A 24,027-nucleotide genomic window follows, 5' to 3' on the forward strand; every position below is an offset into this window, starting at 1 on the left:
CTCCCTCCGCTCAACTGCCATCCGGTCAGCCTACCGATGCGCGGACCGGCCGAACGCGGCGGAGTCGTGTCCCCGCCGGTCGGCGGGGGCGGGACCGTCAACCGGTTCCGGACGGCGCGGGGCGGGCGACGGGGCCACCCGGTGCGCCGTCCGTCTGACGGCGGGCCCGCCGGTCCTTCTCGTGGACGAGGACCTTCGCCTCGCCCTGCAGGCGGGCGGCGCCCTTGCGCAGGGAGGGGAGGAGCCGCATCAGGGCGTCGCCGGGGCAGTTGGTCTCGTAGGCGTCGATGTGGCCGAAGACGGTGGGCATGGTGATGGTGGTGTTCTTGTCGAAGCGGCTGTCGCTGTTGCGGGAGACCAGGTGGGTACGCGCGGCCGGGCCGGACTGGGCCAGTCCCAGTTTCCAGGCGATGAGCCTCTCCATCGACCGGCGCAGTGGTTCGGGCACCGGGGTGCCGGCGGTGAAGGTGCCGATCGCCGCGATCCCGGTGGTGCCCGTGTTCAGGCCGACGGTGTGCGCGCCGATCACGGCACGGTCCGTACCGCCGAGGCGGCCCTCGAAGATCGTGCCGCAGGTGTCGACGAGGAAGTTGTAACCGATGTCGCCCCACGCCTTGTTCACCGCGTGGGCCGCGTAGATCTCCCGGACGAGGGCCGGGCTGTCCGCGCAGTCGTAGCCGTTGGGGTGGTCCGTGTGATGGATCACCACCGCCCGTACCGCGTCGGCGTAGTGCGGCTTCTGGTCGAGCAGCTTCGGATCGGCGCCCCACTGGGCGCGGGTGACGATCGGCGGCTTCAGTGTCCTGGCCCAGACGAGCGGGTCGGCCGGGGCGACGGGGGTGCGGGCCTTCGGAGCCGGGCCGCCGCCGAACGGGGGGACACCGGCCAGGGGCAGCGCGAGCAGGACGGCGGCGGCCACGGCTCCGCAGCCGGCTGCCACCCAACGAACGCGATACCCACGTCGGCCAGGACCTCGCACATCACTCATGTCTCCCCCAGCCTGCGTGCCCGGGGCCGCGTCCGCCTCTCCGGCTACTCCGGATGAACCGGCTGGGCCGTCGTGAGGACTCCGCGTCGCGGGCGAGTACGACGGCTCGCGCTCAGCCCGCTGTGCCCGGTGCCCGTAGTGGGCGTCTGGACCAGGTACCGGCCGCCGGCGCCGTGGAGCGCGGCGGGTGGGCCGCCTCGTGCTCCACGAAGGCGGTGGAGTCGTCGAGCGCGTGGAGAGGGAGGGCCGGGAGGGAGGCCTTGCCCGTGGGGTCCCTGTCGCAGGCGAGGTCACGGCGGGCGGTGGCGCCGTGCGTCCACGCTGTGGGCCCGGATGTCAGCGAGCCGTCCACGCCGGGGACACCCTGTCGCCCGTCGCGTTCACCGCGCTCGCCCACACGCCCGGCACACCGGGGCGCACCCTGTCCAGGGACCAATGGCCCCGGACGGCAGGGCCCTTGGGGCATTTCCCCCCAATGCCATACTGACCTGCGGTTTCACCTGACGGGGACCGGCGGACGGGAGTCTGCCCTTCTGTGGCCCTGTCCCTTCTGCCCCCACATCTGCCAAGGAGCCCTCCCATGCCCCGACCCACTCAGCTCTCGGGGAGCACGAGCACGGAGAACGGCGCGTACCACGCGCTCCTCGCCCGGCACGACGCGATGCGGCTGCGTCAGCAGTTGCTGTCCCCGGGAGGCAGCTCGGGGGCGGGCGAGAGTGGCGGCGGCGCCCGGCGGCCGGTCGCGGAGGTCTACGACGGGGCCGCCGACCAGCGGGTCATCATGCGCCACCTGGAGCTGGTGGCGCCCTTCGAGGAGCTGATCACGCATCTGTACGAGGTGCTGTTCACCCGGCACCCGGCGCTGCGCCGCCTCTTCCCCGGCGAGATGGCCTTCCAGGAGGCCCACCTGGCCCGCGCGTTCTGGTACCTGCTGGAGCACCTGGACCGGCCGGAGGAGATCACGCGGACCTTCACCCGACTGGGCCGCGACCACCGCAAGCTGGGGGTGCGGCCGGCGCAGTACGCGGCGTTCGAGGACGCGCTCCGTGCGGCGCTGCGGGCTCGGGCCGGTGAGCGCGGGGGCGCGCACCTGGAGGAGGCGTGGCTGCGGATGGTGCGGTTCGGCGTCACGGCCATGGTCCAGGGTGCGGACGCCGCCCTGCACGAACCGCCCTTCTGGCGTGCGACGGTGACCGCACATCAGCTGGCGGGCCCCGATCTCGCGGTCCTCCGCGTACTGCCGCACGAGACCTTCCCGTACGAGGCCGGGCAGTACACCGACCTGGAGTCCCCGCTCCTGCCGCACACCTGGCGCCCGTACTACCTGGCGGGTGAGCCCGGCGCCGGCGGCGAGGTGGAGCTCCACGTCCGCTGCACCGGGCCGGGCGGGGTGAGCGAGGCGCTGGTGCACCGCACCGTCGTCGGGGACGAGGTGCGGCTGGGGCCGCCGAAGGGCAACCTGACGCTCGGCGACGGACCGGCGGGGGACCTCAGGCTGGTCGCCTGGGACACCGGCTGGGCCACCATGAAGGCCCTGCTCCAGGAGCTGGACCGCCGGGTACGCACCTCACCCGGCCACGGGGTGCGCCAGGTGCGGCTCTTCCTGGGCACGGGCAACGTGAGCGACCTGTACGACACGGAGTACCTGACCGGGCTCGAACGCCGCCGCCCGTGGCTCTCCGTGGTCCCGGTGACCGGCGCGCCCGACGGTGACGTGTACGGGCGGCTGGCCTCCGCGGTGACGCGCAGTGCCGCCCCTTCGGCAGGCCGCGTGCTGCTGTCGGGCCCGCCGGCGATGGTCCGCACCGTGACGGCCGCCCTCGCCGCGGCCGGGGTGGCCGACGAGCAGGTCCGGCACGATCTGCTGCCGACCGGGCCGGAGTTCCGGCACGGCTCGCCGGAGCCGGCGCGGGCGGCAGGGCGCCCGGCGTACGCGCACCAGCCGATGCCGTCCTGAGCGGACGGCTCCGGGACGTCGGCCCTCATTCCTCGAAGGGCGGCCGGGTGTCGTGCGGGCCGAGCCGGGCACGGACGCCCGGCCGGCGGGACGAGGAGCCGGCTCGTGGCGTCGGTGCGGCCGGTGGCGAAGGCGAGCCAGTGGCCGTCCACGCTGTCCCGAGGGCCGGGGCGAGGACGGGCTCGCCGACGGCGAGGCGTCGGTGGCGGGCTACTTCTCGTAGTCCTCCGGCTTCACGTCCGCCTCCTGGAGGGCTTCCCCCATGGTGCGGCCCTCGCTCCGCTCGTCCCGGCGGGTGCGCCGCGGCTGCTTCCGCTCGATGTTCCCCAGTGCGGCCGGATCGGTCTTGCCGGTCTTCCGGCGCTTCTCCTCGGGGACGCTCATCGGGTGGTCTCCTCGCTTCGGTTCGGTGGCGGCCGACCGCCGCCCGGTGGCGCGTGGGACGCGCCGTCCTCGGCCGTGGGCCGACGGACACGTCCATCGTGCGGGAGGTGGCGTGACTCCGCACGAGATGGCCGCCGCTCCGGTCACCAGACCCGGTCGAGCAGGGCGCCGGCGAGGGCGTCCAGATCCCGGGCCGCCGCCGGGTCGGGGCAGGCGGCGCGCAGGCAGGCGCGGGCCGCGTCGAGGTGTGTGCTCGCCTCGGTGCGGGTGGCCGCGCGTCCGCCCGCCTCGTCGACGAGGGCGGCGGCACGGGCGGCGGCGGCGCCCTCCAGGGGCTCGGCCGAGTCCAGGAGCGCGGCCAGCTCCCGGCGGGCGGGGCCGCTCCCGGCCAGTGCGGCGAGGACGGGGTAGGTCTTCTTGCGCTGGCGCAGGTCGCCGTGGACGGGCTTGCCCGTGAGCGCCGGATCGCCCCAGATGCCGAGCAGGTCGTCCACGGCCTGGAAGGCGACGCCCAGGTGTCGGCCGGCCTGGTCCAGCGCGGCGACCGTCACCTTTGGTGCTCCGCCGAGTTCGGCGCCGAGCGCGGCGGCGCAGCCGAGCAGTGAACCGGTCTTGTGCTCGGCCATGGCGCGGTACGCCGCCACCCCCGGGGCGTCGGGGCCCGTCCACGGGAGCTCCTCGAACCGCAGGTCGTCGGCCTGGCCCCGGACCAGCGCGCTCAGCGTCCGGCTGAGGTGGCGCACCGCCGCGGGCGCCCGGTCCCCCGGCGCCTCGGCGAGGCTCTGCACGGCGAGGGCGTGGAGGGCGTCGCCGGCCAGGACGGCCGGGCCCACTCCGTAGGCGCGCCACACCGCGGGGCGCCGGCGCCGTACCGGGTCGCCGTCCATGATGTCGTCGTGCAGCAGGGAGAAGGTGTGCACCAGTTCGACGGCGACCGCGGCGGGCAGGGCCGTCGCGGCCGACGCGCCGACCGCCTCGGCGGACAGGACGGCGAGGGCCTGCCGGACGCCTTTGCCGCCCGACCCCATGGGGTCGGGGGCGCCGCCCGGGTCGCGCCAGCCGAGCGCGTACGCCGCCATCCGCGCGGACCACGGGTCGAGCCGGCCGACGGCGTCCACCAGGGCGGGCCGGGTCAGCTCCCGGCAGCGTGCCAGGACGGCGGCGGCCCGGACGGCGGGCGGGGGCGACGATGTCGCGCCGGGGGCGGCGAGGGGCGTCTGAGGGACGGTGGGGGCGAGGGGCGCGGCGGCCCGGGTGGCGCGGCTCATCGCAGGCCCGCCACGTCGGTGGCGCGCAGCGTCTCGGCGCGGTAGGCGGGCAGCCCCGAGGCGGACGCGGAACGGGGCTCGGGGTCCGGCAGCGGCCCCACGCCCAGCTCGACGGCCGCCTTGTCCACCATGTCGCGGGCGTGATGCAGGCCGATGCGGTTCAACTGGTCGCGCAGCGAGACCAGTTCGGTGACGGTCTCGTCGCCTTCACGGCCCAGCCGGGCGAGCGCCTTGGCCAGTCCGAGGCGGGAGAGGGCCGTACCCCGGGGCTCTGCCATCTCGCGGAACTCCGCCAGTGCCAGCGTGTACATGTCGCGGGCCTGCGCGTAGCGGCCGGCCCGGTACAGGACGTTGCCGCGCATCTTGTGGTTGAAGGCGAGCGCGCCGCGCAACTCCATCGAGCGGCAGGCGGACTCGGCGCGCGTGAGCAGCGACAGGGCCTGCTCCACGTCGCCGTCGCGCACCGAGACCACGTCGGCCATGCCGCGCAGTGCCCACGCCCAGCCCCGCCGGTCCTCGGCCCGCTCGGCGATCTGGGCCGCCTCCTCGAAGAGCGCGTAGGCCCGGTCGTACGCGCCGGTGTTCCGGTGCATCTGGGCGATGCCCTCCAGCGCCCAGACGGTGTGCCGGGCCTCGCCCCGTCGGCGGGCCTCGGCCAGCAACTGTTCGTGGAGTTCCTCCACGGCCGCGTAGTCGCCCTGGATGCGTCCGGTCTCGGCGAGCCCGGCCAGCGAGTAGCCACGGACGACGACGTCCCCGCCGCGCTCGCCCCACTCGGCGGCCAGCGCCAGCAGCCGGTACGCGAGGCGGAAGGCGCCGCGCTGGCGGGCCAGGGTGCCGCCGCTCCACAGGGCCCAGGCCATCGCCCCGGCGTGGCCGGCGGCGCGGGCGGTGCGGTAGCTGGCCTTCCATGCCTGGTCGGCCTCGGCCGTCCTGCCGAGCCGCCGGTACGCCTCGGCGACGGCGAGTCCGCAGCGCGCCGTCTCCCGGAGGTCCCCGGCCGACTCCGCGGCGCGCAGTTCGTCGATGCCCCGGGCCAGTACGTCGGTCAGCGACGCGTTCACCGACAAGGTGCCGAGCGCGCCCTGGTACTCGGGCGCCGACGCCTTACCGGCCCCGCCCGCTTCCACGGCCTCCACCTGCTCCGCCAGACCCGCCATCAGGTCCACCTCCGGTCCACTCGCCGACGATCATGACAATGGCCAAGACGCCTGCCGGCGTGGGTGGTTCCGGGAACGGAGCGATCTCCTCCGCAGAGGGGGCGGGGGTGTCATCCTCAAGTGCTATGCCGAAGGGGCGGGTGGGCCCGGAGACGTACGACCGGGTGGGGGGGCGCGCTCACCGCGACGCCCCCCCGTGACCAGCCCGCTCACCCGATGGCAGCAACCGGCCGGGCCCCCGCCCGGCCGCCGTGGTCGACTGGCCGGAGTACGGCGGCGTGGTGCGCGTCCCGGTGCGGGCGAGGAGGGTGCGCATGGCCGCAGAACGACATCCCGGGCGGGTCGCGGTGGTGACGGGGGCCGCCCGCGGAGTGGGCGCCGCGACGGCGCGGCGGCTCGCCGAGCGCGGGCTGCGGGTGGCGTTGATCGGACGGGAACTGGCGACGCTGGAGGCGGTGGCGCGGTCGCTGCCGACCGAGTCCTGCTCCCTGGAGGTCGACGTCACCGACGAGGCCGCCCTGCGCGGGGCGGCGAACAGCGTGACGGAGCGGATGGGGCCGGCCTCGGTGGTCGTGGCCAACGCGGGCATCGCCGCGGCGGGACCCTTCGCCACGACCGAGGCGGCCCTGTGGGACCGGGTGATCGCCGTGAACCTGACGGGCAGCGCGGCCACCGCCCGCGCCTTCCTGCCGCAGCTCGTCCGGACCCGCGGGTATCTGCTCCAGGTCGCCTCCACGGCGGCCTTCGGCTCGGCGCCGCTGATGAGCGCGTACTGCGCCTCCAAGGCCGGGGTCGAGTCGTACGCCCAGGCGCTGCGCTCGGAGATGGAGCCCGAGGGGGTCGGGGTGGGGATCGCCTATCTGCACTGGACGGGCACCGGGATGATCGAGGGGATCGAGGCCCATCCCGTGCTGCGGGAGCTGCGCGCGCACCAGCCCGGCCCCGGGGGCAGGGTGCACTCCGCCGAGCAGGTCGCCGCGTGGCTGGTACGGGGGATCGAGCGCCGTGCGCCGGCCGTGTACGCGCCCTGGTGGCTGCGCCTGGTCCAGCCCGTGCGTCCGCTCCTGCCGATGCTCGTCTCCCACCTCGCGCGCCGGAGCTTCGGCAGGATGTCCGCGGAGGAGCTGCGGCGGACGACGGGGGTGCTCGGGCCGGGCGGCCGGGCCGACTGGAAGGCGCGGGGGCCGGGCGGTCCGGTCGCCCGGCCCCCGCAGAGTTGAGCGGAGGCGCGGGAAGCCCCGCGAGCCGTGGAGTCTGCCGCCGTGCGCGCCGGGAGGCCACGGCTCCGGAGCCCCCCGGGAGCGATGCGTACCCCCAGGCGATGAACGCGACGCCGGGGCCGGTGCGGGCCGCCGGCGGCGCGGCGAAGAGGTGTGGCCGGTGACGGCGGATGGCGAAGGGCTGGGGGCGGGACCCGGCCGAGCGGACGGCAGGGCGCCCCGGGCGGTGAGGGTCGCGGTGGCGGTGTTCGTGGGGCTGGTGGTGCTCGCCGCCGCGGCGGTCGCGCTGCTGAGCGTGCGGATCGAGGGCGACAGCATGGAGCCGACCCTGCGCGACGGCGAACGGGTACTGCCGCTGCCGGTGGAGGGGGGCGGGGTGGGTCGCTTCGACGTGGTGCTGATGCGGACCCCGGGGCGGGACGTCCTGCTGGTCAAGCGGGTGGTGGCGCTCCCCGGGGACCAGGTGCGGATCGCGCCCGGGCCCCAGGCGGGGCGGCAGCGGGTCCTGGTCCGGCGGGCGGGGGCCGAGCGGTGGTACGAGTTCACGGTGCCGGGCGCGGACGCGGCCGGTCTGGTCACCCCGTGCTGCGCCGCCGACGGGAGGCGTTCGGCGGCCCCGGCCGCGCGTACGGTGCCAGGGGGGAAGTTCTTCTTCCTCGGTGACCACGCCGACCGGTCGGACGACGCGCGGACCTTCGGATGGGCCGACCTGGACGCCGTGACGAGCCGGGTGTGGATGCGGACGTGGCCGCTCTCCCGGGCGGGGCCGGTCGACGCCGGGGTACGGCTGCGCCCGTCGAGCGAACTGTGAGCGCGCCGCCGCGCGGGACGCCGGTGGATGACGGCCCCGCTCAGGCAGCGTGCCGCCGGACCGGGTGGGGCCTCGGCGGTGGCGGTGCTCGTGGGCCCGGTGCTCCACCGGATCGGGACAGCCGCAGATGCCGCCCCGGCGCCGGGGCGGGCCGGGCGTCAACTCCTCGTACCGGCCGAACGCGAGCACGGCGCCGAGCAGAACGGTCGGCAGCAGGACGGCGACGAAGGGCCACGGTGGCTCCCTGGCGGTGCGGGAAGGGGTGGCCTACGCGCATCCCGGGGTCCTGGGCACGGCAGGACCGGCATCGGTACCACACAGCAGGCGGTGAATCCACGTACGGGGCGCGGTCGGAGAGAACCGTGGTGATCGTTCTTTCGAGCGATCACCACGGTGTTCACAGGCTCTGACGCCGGCGGCTCCAGCGGTAGCAACCGCTGCACGCCGCCGCACCCGGGCGCGACCCGGTCACGTAGCCGCCTGGCATCCATGACCGTTCAGCCACCCCCAGCGCACACGGTCGCTTGCCCACGCTGTCGGGGATGGTCATCGACGTCGGTGTGTGGACGAACGTGTGGTCCTCACGGTCATACGTTCGTCCAGCAGCGTCGCGCCGGTCACCGGTATACCCCGGAGCCGCCGGCGACATAGATGGACTGAGCGGTGAGGTAGGTCGAGTCATCGCCCAGCAGGAAGGACACGAGGGCGCCGACGTCCTTCTCGGCGTCGCCGATCCGCTTGAGCGGCACGGTGTCCATGGCCGCTCGGAACGAGGCGGGATCGTTCTGCTCCCAGCTCCGTGTGCCTTCGGTCTCGGCGAAGGGCAACACGACGTTCACGCGGATGTTGTCGGGGCCCCAGTCCAGTGCCGCGACTCGGGAGAGACCTCGGATCGATTCCTTCGCCGCACCGTAGGTAGCAAAGCCGCTCTCGCCTGCGGAGCCCGCTCCGGACCCGAAGTTGACGATCGAGCCACCGCCGACGGCGACAAGGTGCGGGTGCGCCGCCTTCATGAGAAGGAACGTCGCACGAGGGCCGGTGGCGGTGGACAGGTCGAAGTCGTCAGCGGTTTGAGAGACGAACGGCGAGGGCGGCTTGATCGCCATGGCGTTGTTGACGAGTCCGTCCACGCGGCCGAAGCGCTCGATGGCGGCACCGACGATAGCGTCAGCCGCATCGGGGTCCCGCAGGTCGGCGGCGACGCTCTGCACCTGGGCGCCGAGAGAGGTCAGCTCGTCGCGGGCTTCGGCGACGGCGTCGGCGAGGACGTCGGTGAGCAGCAGTCGAGCACCGTTGCGCGCGAGGGTCCGGGCGATGCCACGGCCGATGCCACGGCCACTTCCCGTGAGGATGACGACCTTGCCGGCGAGGGACTCGGGGTGTGTGTACGACATGGGCTTCCTTCTTCCTTATCGGAGTTGTGCGGGGAGTACTCAGCTGGCGGCCGACCGCGTGGACTCCTTCACCGATTGCTCGGCGATCCACGTGAGATCGGGTGTGTGTCCGAGTTCGAGAGTCTTGAAGAAGAGCCGCTCCTCACGAGGCTGGCTCTGTTCGAAGATGTCCACCAGCGCTCCTGATGCGTCCGTGGAACCCATGATCTGGTCCCAGTTCGCCAGGACGTCCTCGCTGGTCAGGTCCGGGTTGAAGTACCCGCGGGTGCCGGCGAGGAAGACGCGGGCGATTCGTCCGCCGCCGACGGTGAACGCTTCGCCGCTCGTCGGCGCGTTCTCGTGGAGCAGGGGTGCGATCGCGACGGCGACCTTCTCCGGCTGCAGCGTGTTCCTCATGAAGGTGATGAGATCGGTCTCCGCACCGTCCCCGCTTTTGGCCACGGTCTCGCTGAACGCCCATGGCATGAGGGTGTTCGCGATGATTCCGTGCTCGGCGCCGGCCGCTGAGACCTGTCGCGCCGCGGCGAAGACACCGAGCTTGGAGACCGCGTAGTCGAGTTCGTAGCCGGTCGGCCCGTACCAGAAACCCGTTCCGACGGCTGACGAGGTGAACAGGATGCGGCCGTAGTTCTGCTCGACCATGTGGGGCCACGCAGCCCGATTGAGCTGCAGCGATCCGCGGACGTTGATGTCGAAGTAGAGGTCCATCCCCGCCGCGGGAGCGTGAGGGACGAGCTCGGACCCGTCCATGACACGTCCCGCGGGTACGCCCGCGTTATGGACCACGATGTCGATTCGCCCGAACTCCTCGACCGTCCTCGCGACGAGAGCTCGCGCATCCTCGTCGTCACCGATCCTGCCTCCGACAGCGATCGCCACACCGCCGTCCGCACGGATGTCGTCGCGTACCGCCTCCGCACGATGCAGGTTGGACGGAAGCTCATTGACCACCACTGTCGCGCCCCGGGCAGCCAGGTGTCGCGCGTGCGCCGCACCGATCCCCATTCCTGCCCCGGTAACCAGGGCAACCCGTCCGTCGAAGCGCAGTTCGTCACTCACTGAAATCAATCCTTCCGGTTTCGCGCCCAGCCTTGGGCCGCGGCTTCTCGACTGTCGTCAAGCCTGGTGTCCCGCCCGCGCCGCCAGGCGAGCTGCCCTCGTCTGGCGGCGGGAGATGTGCTGCGGCCGTTCAGTTCGTCTCGGTGGCCGCTCGCGCGAGGTGGACCGACTCGAACCGGCGGGCCTCCGCACGAAGTTCGTCGTCCTCGGGGGTGACTCCACCGAATCCGCCGTGTGGCATGGCCTCGAAGACGTGAAGCTCCGCCGTCACACCGGCGTGCAGCAGTTCTCGGTGCATGCGCACGGTGTTCGAGAGGAACAGGTCCCGAGTGCCGCTCTGCAGGAAGACGGGCGGGAATCCGCTCAGGTCGGCGAACAAGGGAGATACGTAGGGGTGGGTGAGGTCTTCCCCTGCGGCGTACAGAAGGTTGACCGTCTTGAGTGAGCCCAACACATTGTCGATCCCGGCGTTCGTGACGAACGTGTCGCCGGACTCGGTGAGATCCACTTCGGGCGTGAGGAGCACGAGGGCGGCCGGCATGGGGAGGCCCTCGTCCTTTGCCCGGACCAGGAGCGCCGCCGCGAGGTTTCCGCCGCCGGAGGTGCCACTGACCACCACGCGGTGGGGGCCGACGGCTGCAATCGCCGCCCGGTAGACGGTCATCAGGTCATCGAGCGCAGCGGGGAAGGGATGCAGAGGCGGCATGCGGTAGTCGGGCGCCCAGGTGACCCCGTTCCGGCCGACGGCGTGAGCCGCCGCTGGCATCCACGCCAGCTCTCCGCCCCCCAGGTACAGCGCGCCGCCGTGGATCTCGATGAAGAGCGGCGTGTCGTCGGCTTCGGCAAGGTGGGCGGGACGGATCACGAAGTTCGCGGCGCCGTCGATTGCTTCGGCGCTGACGTCGAAGGTCTCCGCCGGAGGGAGCGTCGCCTCGAAGATGGGCCGGACGAAGGTGTCCAGCATCTCCACGTGCGCTGCCCACGCTGCTGCGTCCTTGAGGTCGGGGTACGGAGGAGTCTCCGCTGCGGCAGGCACAGACAGCGTTCTCTGTGCCTGCTCGCTGACACTGCCCGGGGTGGGCGGGTGACTGCGCCGTACGGGTGCCGGCTCATCAGAAGACTTCCGGCCGATGTCAGTCATGATCACTCCTCAGCGTTCTCGGACCGTTCTTGCCAAGCGGAAGGCGGTTACAGCGCTGCCGTAGAGCCGTCGGAACGTGCGCGGCCCCGGTCAGCGGACTTGTATGCCGTAGGTGTCAGGGCAGGCCACCGACCCACGAGGGCGTCACCGCCTCGGCGAGCCGGGGGAACCTGCGGGGGCGGGCGGGCTGCGCCCCCGCGTCGCGATCGCGGTGGGGTTCACCGCCACGTCGCCTTCGGCCCCCGGAGAAAGCGGGGAAGGCGACAACCGAACAGCGACTGTGCGCGGTCGCCGCGCGCCCCGACGGGGTTCGGGAGAGCACCAGCCGACCGGGGCAAGCTCGCCGATCTTGGTGGCGAGCGAGAACACACTGGGGCCCGCACCAGAAAGTTCGCGAGCCGGCCCCCCGGAAACACCGAACCTCTCCCCGACCCGCATCACGGGCGTTGACCACCCCCCTCCTGGGGGCGTCGGCCTCCGCGCACGGAACACCGGGCCCGCTGGCCGGCTTACGCACCGACCGGTGTCGGCGGTTCTTCCAGGACCGGCCACCAGCCTGATCGGTACCAGCCAACGGAACCCCTTCGTCCAGCCGGGAGTCTCAATCTCGAATCGTGATTCGACTTTCGCGGGCCACGCTACCACGGAAACTCGAAACGCGATTCGACTTGCTTGCGGTAAGCTCCGAGCGGGACGCCTGATCGATACCGAACGTGCAGGAAGAAGGGCCCAGATGACCCCCGCCGAGGAAGGGACGCCGCCGCGCAAGCGGTACGCCAAGAGCGCAGCGATCCGTCAGCGGGTTGTCGACGCCTGCATCGAGGCGTTCGGTCAGTCAGGCTTCTACGGCGCCACGATGAAGGACATCGCAGCCCGTGCCGGGATGAGCCACACAGGCTTGCTGCATCACTTCCCCACCAAGGAGTCACTCCTGGTCGCCGTGCTGCAGTACCGCGACGACCGCAACACCGTGGCCTGGCAGGCCGCCCTCGAACGCCTCGGGGAGACCCCTGAGAACACCGTGCGGTCGCTGCTCGCAGCCGTCGTGGCCAACGAACTGGAACCGGGCCTCGCCGCCCTCCATGCCTCTTTGTCAGCAGAGGCCACGAATCCGGACCATCCTGCACACGACTACTTCCGCGAGCGGTATCAGTTCTTCCGCACGTACTACGAAGCGCGCTTCGAGGAGATGGCTGCCCGTGGCCACCTGAACACGTCAATGAGCCCGCGCGCCCTCGCGTACACGTTCGGGGCCATGCTCGACGGCCTGGAGCTGCAGTGGCTCTACGGGAAGGGCGACTTCACGATGGAGGACGTGTTCGAGGAGTTCCTCTCCTCGATCAGTCCGACGGAATAGGGCACCTCGGCGAGCTGACGCGCAGCGGGAAGTCGTCGCGTGAGCTGGTGCCCCCTGCCGCCTCACGATGCTCCGCCCAAGCTGCGCGATCCGCACTCAGGCACTTACCAAGGCGCCGTCCTCGTGATCGCGCACTCGGACAAGGAGGACGCGGCCGCAACCTGGGAAAAGCAGAACCCACGGCCATCACCTCCTGACGGCCTTCGTCGACCACGGCCCGGGCGGGACCGGAGAACCTGTTGCCGCTCCCCTCAGACCGGGCAACGCGGGCTCGAACACGGCCGCCGACCACATCGCCACCGCCCAGACGGCCCTGGCTCAGCTGCCGAAGAAGTACCGGCGAGGGCGGCGGACGTTGATCCGCAGGGAACGGCCCCGTCCCGGCGCCCCATCGAGGATCACGGAAGCGGGCGGCATGCGGAGTACGCGCTTCGCCACCAACACCACCGGCCGGGCACACCGCCCGCGGAGGTGGCCGCACACGAGTCACGGGGCCGGACTCCGCGGCGCGGGGCGGCCCCGCCGGGCTGTCGGGCGGGGCGGGTCTCGCTCCCACCTCCCGGCTCGGGCAGGGGGCTGCGTCTCGGCGCCGGCCAACCCGGCCTCCGGCGACGCCGTTGCGGCGAGTGCTTCGGGTTCACCGGCCGCGACGGCCGCCCTCGGGGCCGCTACGGCGGTGCGCCGCCGGGCGTGCGAGGCATCGTGCGCCCCGGGGCCCCGGCCCCCGCACCGCGCCGGCGTGCCGCGGTCTACCGGCCCACACCGTTGATCATGTTGGCGGTGGAGACCAGCGTGTGGTGGATGGTCGGGGCGGCGGAGGTTCCGGCGAGCAGGAAGCCGAGGAGGACGCAGATGATCGCGTGCGAGGTCTTCAGTCCGCCGTTGCGGATGAAGACCACCGCCAGGATCAGGAGCAGCAGCGCCACGGAAACGGTAATCGCCATCGGAAGTCTCCTCACCGCCACGCCGACTCCGTGGCTGTCGGCGGCCAGTGTGGCGCGCGGTGAGCGGCGGGCAGGCGAACGGCATGGCCGCCGTCCGGGTGACTGACGATGCGTGACAGATCAGCGCACCGAGGGTGACCGGCCCGGCGCGGGCTTGACGGCCGTCAAGTCTGCTCCTCGGGTGCCGAGTTCGGCCCAGTCGATGGTGCGGTCGCACCAGCGGTCGAGCAGCACCCGGTCGTGCCCGACGGCGAGCAGGCCGGTACCGGTCTCCCGGCGGTACACCTCGACGACACCGACCAGGGCGGCGGTGGTCGAGGCGTCGAGCATCGCGGTCATCTCGTCACAGATGAGGTAGCGCGGACGGAGGATCAACGCACGTGCGAGGCACGCTCGTTGGAGCTGGCCGTCGCTGACCTCGTGGGGGCGGCGGCCGAGCAGGTCGGCGCCGAGGCCGACCGTTTCGGCCAGCTCGGCGGCACGGTCGGCGGCGCCCTCGGAGCGGCCGGTGGCGCGCAGGGGTTCGGCGATGAGGTCGGTGAGGCGCAGGCGGGGGTCGGCGGACTGGCGGGGCTGCTGGAAGACGACGCCGAAGGCGGTGCGCTGCTCGCGCGGGGCGCGGTGGCGGTAACCCCGGGCGGGTTGGCCGTCGATGACGACGCGGCCGGAGTCGGGCCGGTGGAGCAGGGCGGCGACACGGGCGAGGGTGGACTTGCCGCAGCCGCTGGGGCCGAGGAGTCCGACGGCCTCGCCGGGCGCGAGGGTGAGGGTGGCGTCATGGACGACGGGGGCACGGCGGTCGTATCCCGCGGTGACGGAGCGGAGTTCAAGCACCGGGCGCCTCCGCGGTCTGGAACGGGCGGACGGGGTCGGCGGGCGCCGGGCGGGGATGGTGGCAGGCGAGACCGCCGGTGAGGGGCGGCTGCACCGTGCAGGCGGTGTCGGCACGGACGCAGCGGGCCGCGAAGGCGCATCCTTCGGGCAGCGCGGCGAGTTCGGGCGGGCGTCCGGGGACGGGGCGGAAGGCGCGTTCGGGGAGGGCGTCGAGCAGGCCGCGTGCGTAGGGGTGGCGGGGGCCCGGGGCGCCGAAGAAGGTGTCGGCGCCGGCGATCTCGACGAGGCGCCCGGCGTACATGACGGCGACCCGGTCGGCGATACGGGCGGCGGCGGCGAGGTCGTGGGTGATCATCAGCAGGGCGCGGGTGGAGCCGGTGTGGCGGCGGAGTTCGTCCACGGTGCGGTCGACCAGGTCGCGGTCGAGGCCGGTGGTGGGTTCGTCGGCGAGGAGCAGCGGGGCGTCGCCGACGAGGGCGAGGGCGGTGGCGGCGCGCTGGGCGAGGCCGCCGGAGAGTTCGTGGGGGTGCCGGTCGAGGTGGTCGGCGGGGAAGGAGACGCGGACGGCGGTGGCCTCGGTGGCGGTGCGCAGCGCGGCGCGGCCGCGGGTGCCGGTGAGGCGGCGGACGGTCTCGGTGAGGTGGGCGCGGACGGTGCGGACCGGGGTGAGGTGGGCGGCGGGGCTCTGCGGGACGAGGCCGACGCGGCGGCCCCGGACGGTGCGGGCGAGGGTGGCCTCGTCGGCGGCGATCAGGTCGGTTGCGGGCTCGTCGCCGGCCCCGGCGAGCAGGGCGGACCCGGCGGTCTCGGCGTTGCCGGGGAGCAGGCCGAGGAGGGCGGAGGCGAGGACGGACTTGCCGCAGCCGCTCTCGCCGACGAGGGCGAGGCACTCCCCCGCCGCGAGGTCGAAGGAGACGTCGGTGACGGCGCGGACGGGGGCGCTCTCGCGCATCCGGAACCGCACGGTGAGTCCGCGTACGGACAGGACGGTCACAGCATCAGCTCCGATCGGCGCCGGGGGTTGAGCCGTTCGCGCCAGGCGCCGGCGAGCCCGGCGACGGCGAGGGTCGGCACGATGATGAACAGGCCGGGGAAGAGGGTGGGCCACCAGTCCCCGGTGAGCAGGGTGCCGCGGGCGCTCTGTACGAGGGTGCCGAGGCTGGCCTGATGGGTGGGCAGGCCGAGACCGAGGAAGGAGAGGGCCGATTCGTGCCAGATGGCGTGCGGGACCATCAGGACGGCGGCGAGTCCGGCCTGTGGAAGGACGCCGGGGATCAGGTGGCGGCGGGCGAGCCTCAGGCGGGAGGCGCCGCCGGAGACGGCGGCGTCGATGTAGGGGCGCGAGCGCAGGGAGAGGATCTCGGCCCGGACGATGCGGGCGGTGGAGACCCAGTGGGTGAGGCCGACGGAGACGACGACGGGCCAGGCCCCGGGGCGGAAGAGGGCGACGATGAAGATGCCGAGGAGTAGGTGGGGGACGGAGGAGAAGGCGTCGACGCAGCGCATGACGAGCCGGTCGCTCCAGCCGCCCAGGGCTCCGGCGGCCGCGCCGACGACGGTCCCGAGGACGGTGGCGACGAGGGCGGCGACGACGCCGACGAGGAGCGAGACCCGCAGGCCGTAGACGCAGCGCAGGAGCAGGTCGCGGCCGACGTCGTCGGTGCCGAAGGGGTGGTCGAGGGAGGGCGGCAGGAGTTTCGCGCCGAGGTCGACGGCCTGTTCGTCGAGGCCCACCAGGGGCGGGACGAGGAGGACGGCGAGGACGAACCCCGCGACGAGGGTGGCGCTGATCCGCAGTTTCCAGGTCCGGGCGGTGCGGGCGCCGCGGCCGGGGGCGGCGGGCAGGGCGAGGTCAGCCATCGAAGCCCACTCTCGGGTCGGCGAGGCCGTACAGCAGGTCGGCGAGGAGGTTGCCGAGCAGGACGGCGGCGGTGGCGAGGACGGTGGTGGCGGCGAGCAGCGGGAAGTCCACGGCGGTGGCGGCCTGCACGGTGGCGGCGGCGATGCCGGGCCAGCTGAAGACGGTCTCCACCAGCAGGGCGCCGGTGATGAGTTCGGGGACGCGCGAGCCGATGAGGGTGAGGACGGGGAGCAGGCCGGAGCGCAGGGCGTGGCCGAGGAGCACGGTGTGTTCGGACAGGCCGCGGGCGCGGGCGCCGCGCACGGGGTCCTCGTCGAGGGCGTCGCCGACACCTTGGCGGACGTAGAGGGCGAACCACGGGAGCTGGGAGGCGGCGAGGACGGCGGCGGGCAGGATCACGTGGGTGGCGAGCTGCCCGCCGGTGACGGTGGTGCTGCCGGTGTCGGTGAGGCCGCCGGCCGGGAGCCAGCCGAGCCGGAGCGCGAAGAACCAGACGGCGAGCAGGCCGAGCCAGAAGGTGGGGGCCGCCTCCAGGGTGTACGCGAGGGAGGTGACGGCCCGGTCGACGAGGGAGCCCCGGCGGCGGGCGGCGAGGACGCCGAGCACGGTGCCGATGAGGACGGCGGCCGCGAAGGCGAGGGCGGCCAGCAGCACGGACCAGCCGACGCGTTCGGCGATGACGTCGGCGACGGGCTGGCGCATCACGGCGGAGTGGCCGAGCTCGCCGGTGACGGCGCCGGTGATCCACTCCCACCAGCGGAGGGCGAGCGGCTGGTCGACGCCGAGGTTGGCGCGGATCTGGTCGAGGTTCTCCTGTGAGGCGGTGAGTCCCGCGGCCCCGGCGTACGCCTTGACGGGGTCGAAGGGGGACGCCTCGGCGACGGAGAAGACGGCGAAGGTGACGGCCAGCAGGACGGGGACGGCGAACAGCAGCCGCCGCCCGGTCATGCGTGCCATGGGCATCCAGGGCAGTCCGGGCCGGGCCCTGGTCACTTGACGGGCTTCCAGTCCTCGACGTTCCACCACGGGCCGGAGGCGAGGCCGTGGTCGTGCGGCTCGACCTGGGTGGTGAGGGGGCCGAAGCGCTTGTCGACGACGTAGAGGTGGTCGATGTGGGTGAGGAAGGTGTAGCCGGGGTTCTTCACCAGTTCGCGCTGGACGGTGTCGTAGGCGGCCTGGCGCTCGGCCCGGTCGCCGCTGCGGCGGCCCTTCTCCAGGGCCTTGTCGACGGCCGGGTTGTCGTAGTGCGCCATGTTGTTGAAGCCGTCCCCCGCGAGGGATGACTTCAGCAGGGTGTACTGGTCGAAGTCGGGGTCGGCCGGGGAGCCGCCGCCGGCGAGGACGGCGTCCTTGGGCATCCGGGGCTGGATGACCTCCCAGGTGCCGGCCTGGACCTCGACCTCGACGCCGAGCTTCTTGGCGTCGGAGGCGTAGGCGAGGGCGTGGTCCTGGCGGATCTTGTCGCCGGAGAGGTACCAGAGCGGGAAGGAGGCGCGGACGCCGTTCTTGCTGCGGACGCCGTCCTTGCCCTTCGTCCAGCCCGCCTCGTCGAGGAGTTCGGCGGCGGCCCTCGGGTCGTGGGCGCGTTCGGTGCCCTGGGTGAACCAGGGGCTGTCGGTGGGGACGGGCCCGTAGGCGGGCTTGCCTGCGCCGTCGAGGAGGGAGGCGACCATCGCCTCGCGGTCGACGGCGAGGTCGAGGGCGCGGCGGATGTCGGTGTCGCCGGTGACCTTGTTGCCGGTGGGCAGGGTGACGACGCGGTAGTCGAAGCTCTTGGCGGCGTAGGTGGCGGTGGACCGGTCCTTGAACGCCTTGGCGAGGTTGGGCGGGAGGATGGCGCCGTCGAGGTCACCGGAGCGCAGCCGGGTGGCGCGTACGTCGTCGTCCTTGACGATGGCCATGGTGAGGTTCTTGATCTTCGGCGCGCCGCCCCAGTAGTCGGGGTTGGCCTTGAAGGTGAGCTTCTCTCCCTTGGACCACTCGACCAGTTCGTAGGGTCCGGTGCCGATCGGCTTGGTGGTGAAGCCGCCGGTGTTGACGTCCTGTTCGCCGGCTACATGGGCGGGGGCGATGGGCAGCACGGCGCGCTCGGCGAAGGGCGCGTAGGGGTACTTGAGGTGGAAGACGACGGTGTGGTCGCCCTTGGCCTCGATCCTCTCGACGGCGTCGAGTTCGGTGCGGCTGGCGTTGTTGGTGCTCGGATCGAGGATGGTCTCGTAGGTGAAGACGACGTCGCGGGCGGTGAAGGGCTTGCCGTCGGTGAAGGCGACTCCCTCGCGCAGGTGGAAGGTGTAGGTGCGGCCGTCCTCGGAGATCTCGGGGAGGGCGGTGGCGAGGGCGGGCTTCAGGCCGAGCTTCTCGTCGTGGGTGAGGAGCCCGTCGAAGATCTTGGAGTTGCCGTCCTTGCCGTAGCCGAGGAGCGGGCTGAGGCTGTCCGGTTCGTAGGCGATGCCGACGACGACGGCGCCGGCGGCGGAGCCCTTGGAATGGGTGCCGCCACCGGGCGCTGAGCAGGAGGTGGCGGCGAGAATGAGGGCTGCGGCCGCGGCGAGGGTTCCGGCCAGACGTACGGGCCGGCGGTCGGTCCTGCTCGTCATGTGCATTCCACCCCAGGTCGTGGACCCTTCTGAAGGCCCTCGGCTATTGCACCTGATGCGCAATTATGCAACAGGTGCACGAAGACCGGAACGCCCGGACCACCTGGGATTTCCGGTGGGCCGGGCGTGAGCGGGGTGGAAAGTGGCGGTCGGTCAGGGTGCGGGCAGCTCCGCGAGGCGGGCGACGGCCTCGCCGTGGCGCCCGGCGCCGCCGAAGGCGACGGAGTCGCCCTTGGCGCGCTTGAGGTAGAGGTGGACGGGGTGTTCCCAGGTCATGCCGGTCCCGCCGTGGAGTTGCAAGGCCTCCTCGGCGGCGCGGACGGCGACGGGCGAGGCGTACACCTGGGCGACGGCGACGGCGAGTTCGGCCTCGGCGGGGCCGCCCTCGCCGGTGGCGAGGAGGTCGGCGGCGGCGGTCGCGGCGGGGCGGATGCCCGAGACGTCCGACCAGAGCTGGGCGAGACGGTGCTTGAGCGCCTGGAAGGAGCCGAGCGGCCGGTTGAACTGGTGACGGCCCTTCAGGTGCCGGACGGTCTCGGTGAGGCACCACTCGGCGAGGCCGAGCTGCTCGCTGGCCAGCAGTGCGGCCCCGGCGAGGAGCCCGGCCGCGACCGCGCACGCGGTGTCGGCGGCCGGGGCGAGCAGCGCGCCCCGGGCGCCGTCCAGCTGGACGGCGGCGAGCGGACGGGTCAGGTCGAGGGCGGTGAGCGGGGTGACCGTGACGCCCGGCGCGTCGCGGGGGACGGCGTACAGGCCCGAGTCGGCGGCGATCAGCAGCACGTCGGCCCCGGCGGCGTCGGCGACGGAGCGGACGGTGCCGTGCAGGGCCCCGGCGTCGGTGGCGACCTCCGGCAGCGGGTCGCCGGGGGCGGTGGTGAGCGGCACGGCGAGGACGGCGACGGTCGCGCCGCCGGCCACGTCGGCGAGGAGGGCCGACACCTCGGCGGTGCGCTCCGGGAGGGCGAGCAGCGCGGCCGGGGTGACGACGGCGCCGGTCAGGTAGGGCACCGGCGCCACCGCGCGGCCCAGTTCCTCCACCACGACCGCGGCCTCCCGGTGGCCGGCGCCCTGGCCGCCGTCGGCCTCGGGGACGAGCAGTCCGGCCAGGCCCATGGAGCCGGTGAGGGTCTTCCACAGCTCACGGTCGTACGCGGTGCCGCTCTCGGCGCGGGCGAGCACCCGGTCGGGGGCGCAGTGGGTGGCGAGCAGGGAGCTGACCGCGGTACGCAGGTCGTCCTCGGTCTCGGTGGCGAGCAGGCGGGGTGCGGCGCTCATCGGGCCAGGTCCTTCCAGGCGACGTCCTTGTCGGTGCGCGGTTCGGTGGGCAGCCCGAGGACGCGTTCGGCGACGATGTTCAGCAGTACCTCGCTGGTCCCGCCCTCGATGCTGTTGCCCTTGGAGCGCAGATAGCGGTAGCCGGGGCCGCGGCCGGTGAAGTCGACGAGTTCGGGGCGGCGCATGGTCCAGTCGTCGTACAGCAGGCCCTCGTCGCCGAGGAGTTCCACCTCCAGGCCGCTGATCTGCTGGTTGAGGCGGGCGAAGGAGAGCTTGAGGCCGCTGCCCTCGGGACCCGGCTGCCCCACGGCGAGCTGCTGGCGCAGGCGTTCGCCGGTGAGGCGGGCCACCTCCGCCGCCACCCAGAGCGGGATCAGCCGCTGGTGCAGGGCGTGGGTGCGCAGCTCGGGGCGGTCGCGCCAGGTACGGGCCAGCGGCGCGATCATGCCGCTCTCGCGCGGTCCGGCGCTGCCGCCGATGGAGACGCGCTCGTTCATCAGCGTCGTGCGGGCGACCTGCCAGCCGTCGCCGGCCTCGCCGAGGCGGTGCGTGTCGGGGATGCGGACGCCGGTGAGGAAGACCTCGTTGAACTCGGCCTCGCCGGTGATCTGCCGCAGCGGCCGGACCTCGACGCCGGGATCGGTCATGTCGCAGAGGAAGTAGGTGATGCCGCGGTGCTTCGGCTGCTCGGGGTCGGTGCGGGCGATGAGGATGGCCCAGCGGGCGAGGTGGGCGCTGGAGGTCCACACCTTCTGGCCGTTCACGGTCCACACGCCGTCCTCGCCGAGGACCGCGCGGGTGGAGAGCGCGGCGAGGTCGGAGCCGGCACCCGGTTCGCTGAAGAGCTGGCACCAGACCTCCTCGCCGAGCCAGAGCGGCCGCAGGAAGCGGCGCTTCTGCTCCTCGGTGCCGTGGGCGAGGATGGTCGGCGCGGCCATGCCGAGGCCGATGCCGATCCGCCGGGGATCGTTGTCCGGGGCGCCGGCGGCGGCGAGTTCGGCATCGACGACCGCCTGGAGGCTGCGCGCGGCACCCCGACCGCCGAGCCCGGGAGGGTAGTGGACCCAGGCCAGCCCCGCGTCGAAGCGGGCGGCGAGGAAAACGGCCCGGGGGGTGGTGGCGGGCGGATGGTCGTCGAGCAGAGCGCGGGTACGGGCGCGCAGGTCGTCGGCCTCACTCATCCGGCCACTCCTTCGGGGAGGACGACCAGGCGTCCGGTGGTGCTGCCGTCGGCGACGCGCTGGACGGCGTCGGCGGCGTCGGCGAGCGGGACGCGACCGCTGACCAGGGGCTTGATGCCGCCCTTGGCGGCGAGTTCGGTGAGGGCGGCGTGGCAGGCGCCGATGGAGGCGGGGTCCTTGACGGCGTAGAGGCCCCAGTGGAGGCCGAGGATCGAGTAGTTCTTCACCAGAGCGTGGTTCAGGGCGGGGGCGGGGATGGTGCCGCTGGCGAAGCCGACCACGACGATGCGCCCCTCGAAGGCGACGCACTTGGCGGACTTGGTGTAGGCGTCGCCGCCGACCGGGTCGTAGACGACGTCGGCGCCCTTGCCGCCGGTGGCCTCCTTGACGGCGGCGACGAGGTCGGCCTCGCAGCGGTCGATGACCAGGTCGCAGCCGAGTTCCTCGGCGACGCGGGCCTTGTCGGGGCCGCCGACGACGCCGATGACCCGGGCGCCGGCGGCCTTGCCGAGCTGGACGGCGGCGCTGCCGACGCCTCCCGCGGCGGCGTGCACCAGGAGGGTCTCGCCGGCCTGGAGGTGAGCCCTGCGGTGGAGGCCGAACCAGCCGGTCTGGTAACCGATGTGCAGGGCGGCGGCCTCGGCGTCGTCCAGGGCCTCGGGGGCGGGCAGCAGCCCCGCCTCGTCGGCGAGGGCGTACTCGGCGAAGCCGCCGTGCGGCAGCGCGGTGGTGGCGATCACCCGCCGCCCGTCCTCGGTCTCGCCGCAGATCTCCACACCCGGGGTGAACGGCAGCGGCGGGCGCACCTGGTACCGGCCCCGGCAGAGCAGGGCGTCGGGGAAGTTGATGTCGGCGGCCCGGACCTTCAGGCGGACCTGCCCGGGACCCGGCTCGGGGCGGGCGGTGTCGGCGAGGGCCATCACCTCGCGGGGCTCACCGTTCCGGTGCACTTGCCATGCCTGCATTGCGGCCTCCACTGCGGTACGTGTCGCGGGCGTCCGGGTCCGGCACGGACCGCGCGCCCCGGAGGGGGCGGCGGTCGGCGCACACCGGACTCCCGGCGCATACTAAGCGGTCGCTTGGCCCAGGGGAACCGTTCTCGCCCATCGGTCACCGAACGGAGGGCGCGTCATCGCGCCGCCTTCGGCCGCGCCCGTACGTGCATCCGCTCCCCCTGCGGGCCGAAGAGGCTGAGGACCTCGGCCGGATGGTCGCCGATGGCGCCGAACCAGTGCGGCATGCGGGTGTCGAACTCGGCGGCCTCACCCTCGCCGAGTTCGAAGTCGTGCTCGCCCAGGAGCAGCCGCAGGCGTCCGGAGATCACGTACAGCCACTCGTAGCCCTCGTGGGTGCGCTGCTCCTCGGCGGGGTCGCACCGCTCCCCCGGGCGCAGCACCCACTTGAACGCCTGGAGGCCGCCGGGGCGGCGGCTGAGCGGGATGACGGTGCGGTTGCCCTGTTCGATGGGGTCCAGGCGGACCCTCGGGTCGCCCGCCGGAGGCGCGCCGACCAGGCGGTCGAGGGGGACGTCGTGGGCGGCGGCGATGGGCAGCAGCAGTTCGAGGCTGGGGCGGCGGTTGCCGGACTCCAGGCGGGAGAGGGTGCTGACCGAGATGCCGGTGGCGGCGGAGAGCCCGGCGAGGGTGGCGCCGCGCTCCTTGCGCAGGGCGCGCAGGCGCGGGCCGACCCCGGCGAGGACGGCGTCGGTACCGGCCGGGGGCGGGGTGGGCTCGGGCGGGGCGGGGCGGCGCGGGCGGGGGCTCATGGAGCCATGGTGCCGTATCGGCAACCGGGCGTGCCGGTACGGCAAGCAGCCGCCGGGCCGGGGCTCAGCGGGGGAAGAGTTCGAAGGCGACGGCGGGTCTGCCGCCGAAGCGGTCGGCGGCCTGCCGGACGCCGTCGGTGAGCAGGTTCCGGCAGTACTGCTCGGGGTCCTCCTCGGTGAGCGCCTCGACGTAGGTGCGGTGGGCCAGCAGGGACTGGATGCCGCGCTCCAGTCCGGGTCTGGCGTCCACGGCGTGGGTGGGCCGGTCGCTGCCGAAGACGGCGACCCAGCGGACCCCGTCCCAGGGGACCAGGCCCTCGGCGCCCAGCTCGGGGAAGATCCACCGGTTGCCCGCGTCGGCGGCGGCGTCCAGGGCGGCGCGGCCGACGGCGACGTGGTCGGGGGTGTTGCGGGAGGTGCCGCCCCAGGTGTCGCGGTGGTTGAGGGTGATGACGAGTTCGGGGCGGTGGCGGCGGACGGCGGCGGCGATCTCCCGGCGCAGCGCGGGCCCGTACTCGATGACGCCGTCGCGGTGGTCGAGGAACTCCACGGCGCCGACGCCGACCACCTCGGCGGAGGCGCGCTGCTCCTGTTCGCGCAGGGGGCCGCTGATGGCGGGTTCGAGGCTGTCGATACCGGCCTCGCCGCGCGTCGCCAGGAGGTAGGCGACCTCGCGGCCGCCGTCGGTCCAGTGGGCGACGGCGGCCGCGCAGCCGTACTCCAGGTCGTCGGGGTGGGCGACGACCGCGAGGGCGCGCTGCCAGTCCTCGGGCATCGGGGCGAGCTGTTCGGCCATGGGGCCAGCGTAGGGCGAGCGGGCGGGCGGCGCGC

General features: G+C 73.6%; 22 protein-coding genes and 1 pseudogene. 5 read left to right on the top strand and 18 right to left on the bottom strand.

Annotated elements, in window-relative coordinates; translation table 11 throughout:
• Nucleotides 1-97: 97 nt before the first annotated feature.
• Nucleotides 98-988, bottom strand: a complete 891-nt coding sequence (locus tag ACSLIC_RS00430; protein WP_436735666.1) for a peptidoglycan recognition protein family protein — start codon at nucleotides 986-988, stop codon at nucleotides 98-100.
• A 580-nt stretch (nucleotides 989-1,568) separates the two neighbouring features.
• On the opposite strand from ACSLIC_RS00430, the gene ACSLIC_RS00435 reads away from it, so the two are divergent.
• Nucleotides 1,569-2,945 (top strand): globin domain-containing protein, encoded by a 1,377-nt coding sequence (locus tag ACSLIC_RS00435; RefSeq protein ID WP_436735667.1) that lies wholly within the window; start codon nucleotides 1,569-1,571, stop codon nucleotides 2,943-2,945.
• Nucleotides 2,946-3,155: 210 nt separating this feature from the next.
• Here ACSLIC_RS00435 and ACSLIC_RS00440 read toward each other — a convergent pair whose 3' ends face one another.
• From ACSLIC_RS00440 to ACSLIC_RS00450, 3 genes are all read right to left on the bottom strand, one after another.
• Nucleotides 3,156-3,329: a hypothetical protein gene (locus ACSLIC_RS00440; protein WP_436735668.1), complete on the bottom strand. Its 174-nt coding sequence runs from the start codon at nucleotides 3,327-3,329 to the stop codon at nucleotides 3,156-3,158.
• Between the two features lie 143 nt (nucleotides 3,330-3,472).
• Nucleotides 3,473-4,597: a polyprenyl synthetase family protein gene (locus tag ACSLIC_RS00445; RefSeq protein ID WP_436735669.1), complete on the bottom strand. Its 1,125-nt coding sequence runs from the start codon at nucleotides 4,595-4,597 to the stop codon at nucleotides 3,473-3,475.
• The gene (locus ACSLIC_RS00450; RefSeq protein ID WP_436735670.1) at nucleotides 4,594-5,757 is read right to left on the bottom strand and encodes a tetratricopeptide repeat protein; all 1,164 of its coding nucleotides are present in this window, start codon (nucleotides 5,755-5,757) and stop codon (nucleotides 4,594-4,596) included. The genes ACSLIC_RS00445 and ACSLIC_RS00450 overlap by 4 nt, the downstream gene beginning before the upstream one ends.
• A gap of 314 nt (nucleotides 5,758-6,071) precedes the next feature.
• Between ACSLIC_RS00450 and ACSLIC_RS00455 the strand changes: the two genes are divergently transcribed.
• Both ACSLIC_RS00455 and lepB read left to right on the top strand, forming a co-directional pair.
• The gene (locus ACSLIC_RS00455; protein WP_436735671.1) at nucleotides 6,072-6,977 is read left to right on the top strand and encodes an SDR family oxidoreductase; all 906 of its coding nucleotides are present in this window, start codon (nucleotides 6,072-6,074) and stop codon (nucleotides 6,975-6,977) included.
• A 238-nt stretch (nucleotides 6,978-7,215) separates the two neighbouring features.
• Entirely contained in the window at nucleotides 7,216-7,788 is a 573-nt protein-coding gene (gene lepB / locus ACSLIC_RS00460; protein WP_436735672.1) for a signal peptidase I, read from the top strand.
• A gap of 617 nt (nucleotides 7,789-8,405) precedes the next feature.
• On the opposite strand, the gene ACSLIC_RS00465 is transcribed toward lepB, so the two are convergent.
• The 3 genes from ACSLIC_RS00465 to ACSLIC_RS00475 form a co-directional block, all read right to left on the bottom strand.
• Nucleotides 8,406-9,182 carry an SDR family NAD(P)-dependent oxidoreductase gene (locus ACSLIC_RS00465; protein WP_436735673.1) on the bottom strand — a complete coding sequence of 259 codons (777 nt, stop codon included), beginning with the start codon at nucleotides 9,180-9,182 and terminating at the stop codon, nucleotides 8,406-8,408.
• Between the two features lie 39 nt (nucleotides 9,183-9,221).
• On the bottom strand, nucleotides 9,222-10,241 hold the full coding sequence (locus ACSLIC_RS00470; protein WP_436735674.1) for an SDR family NAD(P)-dependent oxidoreductase: 1,020 nt from the start codon (nucleotides 10,239-10,241) through the stop codon (nucleotides 9,222-9,224).
• Nucleotides 10,242-10,371: 130 nt separating this feature from the next.
• Nucleotides 10,372-11,382: an alpha/beta hydrolase gene (locus ACSLIC_RS00475; protein WP_436735675.1), complete on the bottom strand. Its 1,011-nt coding sequence runs from the start codon at nucleotides 11,380-11,382 to the stop codon at nucleotides 10,372-10,374.
• A gap of 733 nt (nucleotides 11,383-12,115) precedes the next feature.
• Here ACSLIC_RS00475 and ACSLIC_RS00480 point away from each other — a divergent pair.
• Together ACSLIC_RS00480 and ACSLIC_RS00485 are read left to right on the top strand one after the other, a co-directional pair.
• The gene (locus ACSLIC_RS00480) at nucleotides 12,116-12,739 is read left to right on the top strand and encodes a TetR/AcrR family transcriptional regulator (protein ID WP_436735676.1); all 624 of its coding nucleotides are present in this window, start codon (nucleotides 12,116-12,118) and stop codon (nucleotides 12,737-12,739) included.
• 114 nt (nucleotides 12,740-12,853) lie between these two features.
• Nucleotides 12,854-13,109, top strand: a pseudogene (locus ACSLIC_RS00485) (IS1380 family transposase); the annotation flags it as partial.
• A 379-nt stretch (nucleotides 13,110-13,488) separates the two neighbouring features.
• Here the strand turns inward: ACSLIC_RS00485 and ACSLIC_RS00490 are convergent.
• From ACSLIC_RS00490 to ACSLIC_RS00540, 11 genes are all read right to left on the bottom strand, one after another.
• Entirely contained in the window at nucleotides 13,489-13,683 is a 195-nt protein-coding gene (locus ACSLIC_RS00490; RefSeq protein ID WP_436735677.1) for a hypothetical protein, read from the bottom strand.
• Between the two features lie 120 nt (nucleotides 13,684-13,803).
• Nucleotides 13,804-14,517, bottom strand: a complete 714-nt coding sequence (locus tag ACSLIC_RS00495) for an ABC transporter ATP-binding protein (protein WP_436735678.1) — start codon at nucleotides 14,515-14,517, stop codon at nucleotides 13,804-13,806.
• The gene (locus ACSLIC_RS00500; protein ID WP_436735679.1) at nucleotides 14,510-15,511 is read right to left on the bottom strand and encodes an ABC transporter ATP-binding protein; all 1,002 of its coding nucleotides are present in this window, start codon (nucleotides 15,509-15,511) and stop codon (nucleotides 14,510-14,512) included. Before ACSLIC_RS00500 ends, ACSLIC_RS00495 begins: the two co-directional genes overlap by 8 nt.
• Nucleotides 15,508-16,377, bottom strand: coding sequence for an ABC transporter permease (locus ACSLIC_RS00505; RefSeq protein ID WP_436735680.1), 870 nt, complete (start codon nucleotides 16,375-16,377; stop codon nucleotides 15,508-15,510). Before ACSLIC_RS00505 ends, ACSLIC_RS00500 begins: the two co-directional genes overlap by 4 nt.
• On the bottom strand, nucleotides 16,370-17,335 hold the full coding sequence (locus tag ACSLIC_RS00510; RefSeq protein WP_436735681.1) for an ABC transporter permease: 966 nt from the start codon (nucleotides 17,333-17,335) through the stop codon (nucleotides 16,370-16,372). Before ACSLIC_RS00510 ends, ACSLIC_RS00505 begins: the two co-directional genes overlap by 8 nt.
• A gap of 32 nt (nucleotides 17,336-17,367) precedes the next feature.
• Nucleotides 17,368-18,975 carry an ABC transporter substrate-binding protein gene (locus ACSLIC_RS00515; RefSeq protein WP_436735682.1) on the bottom strand — a complete coding sequence of 536 codons (1,608 nt, stop codon included), beginning with the start codon at nucleotides 18,973-18,975 and terminating at the stop codon, nucleotides 17,368-17,370.
• 153 nt (nucleotides 18,976-19,128) lie between these two features.
• Nucleotides 19,129-20,250, bottom strand: coding sequence for an acyl-CoA dehydrogenase family protein (locus tag ACSLIC_RS00520; RefSeq protein ID WP_436735683.1), 1,122 nt, complete (start codon nucleotides 20,248-20,250; stop codon nucleotides 19,129-19,131).
• Nucleotides 20,247-21,431: an acyl-CoA dehydrogenase family protein gene (locus tag ACSLIC_RS00525; protein ID WP_436735684.1), complete on the bottom strand. Its 1,185-nt coding sequence runs from the start codon at nucleotides 21,429-21,431 to the stop codon at nucleotides 20,247-20,249. Before ACSLIC_RS00525 ends, ACSLIC_RS00520 begins: the two co-directional genes overlap by 4 nt.
• On the bottom strand, nucleotides 21,428-22,396 hold the full coding sequence (locus tag ACSLIC_RS00530; RefSeq protein ID WP_436735685.1) for an NADPH:quinone oxidoreductase family protein: 969 nt from the start codon (nucleotides 22,394-22,396) through the stop codon (nucleotides 21,428-21,430). The genes ACSLIC_RS00525 and ACSLIC_RS00530 overlap by 4 nt, the downstream gene beginning before the upstream one ends.
• A 164-nt stretch (nucleotides 22,397-22,560) precedes the next feature.
• Complete coding sequence (locus ACSLIC_RS00535; protein ID WP_436735686.1) at nucleotides 22,561-23,196, bottom strand: helix-turn-helix domain-containing protein; 636 nt, start codon at nucleotides 23,194-23,196, stop codon at nucleotides 22,561-22,563.
• Nucleotides 23,197-23,260: 64 nt separating this feature from the next.
• The gene (locus tag ACSLIC_RS00540) at nucleotides 23,261-23,992 is read right to left on the bottom strand and encodes a PIG-L deacetylase family protein (RefSeq protein WP_436735687.1); all 732 of its coding nucleotides are present in this window, start codon (nucleotides 23,990-23,992) and stop codon (nucleotides 23,261-23,263) included.
• Nucleotides 23,993-24,027 lie beyond the last annotated feature (35 nt).

It is taken from the genome of Streptomyces sp. BBFR102, from assembly GCF_051397025.1.
Classification (GTDB): Bacteria; Actinomycetota; Actinomycetes; order Streptomycetales; family Streptomycetaceae; genus Streptomyces.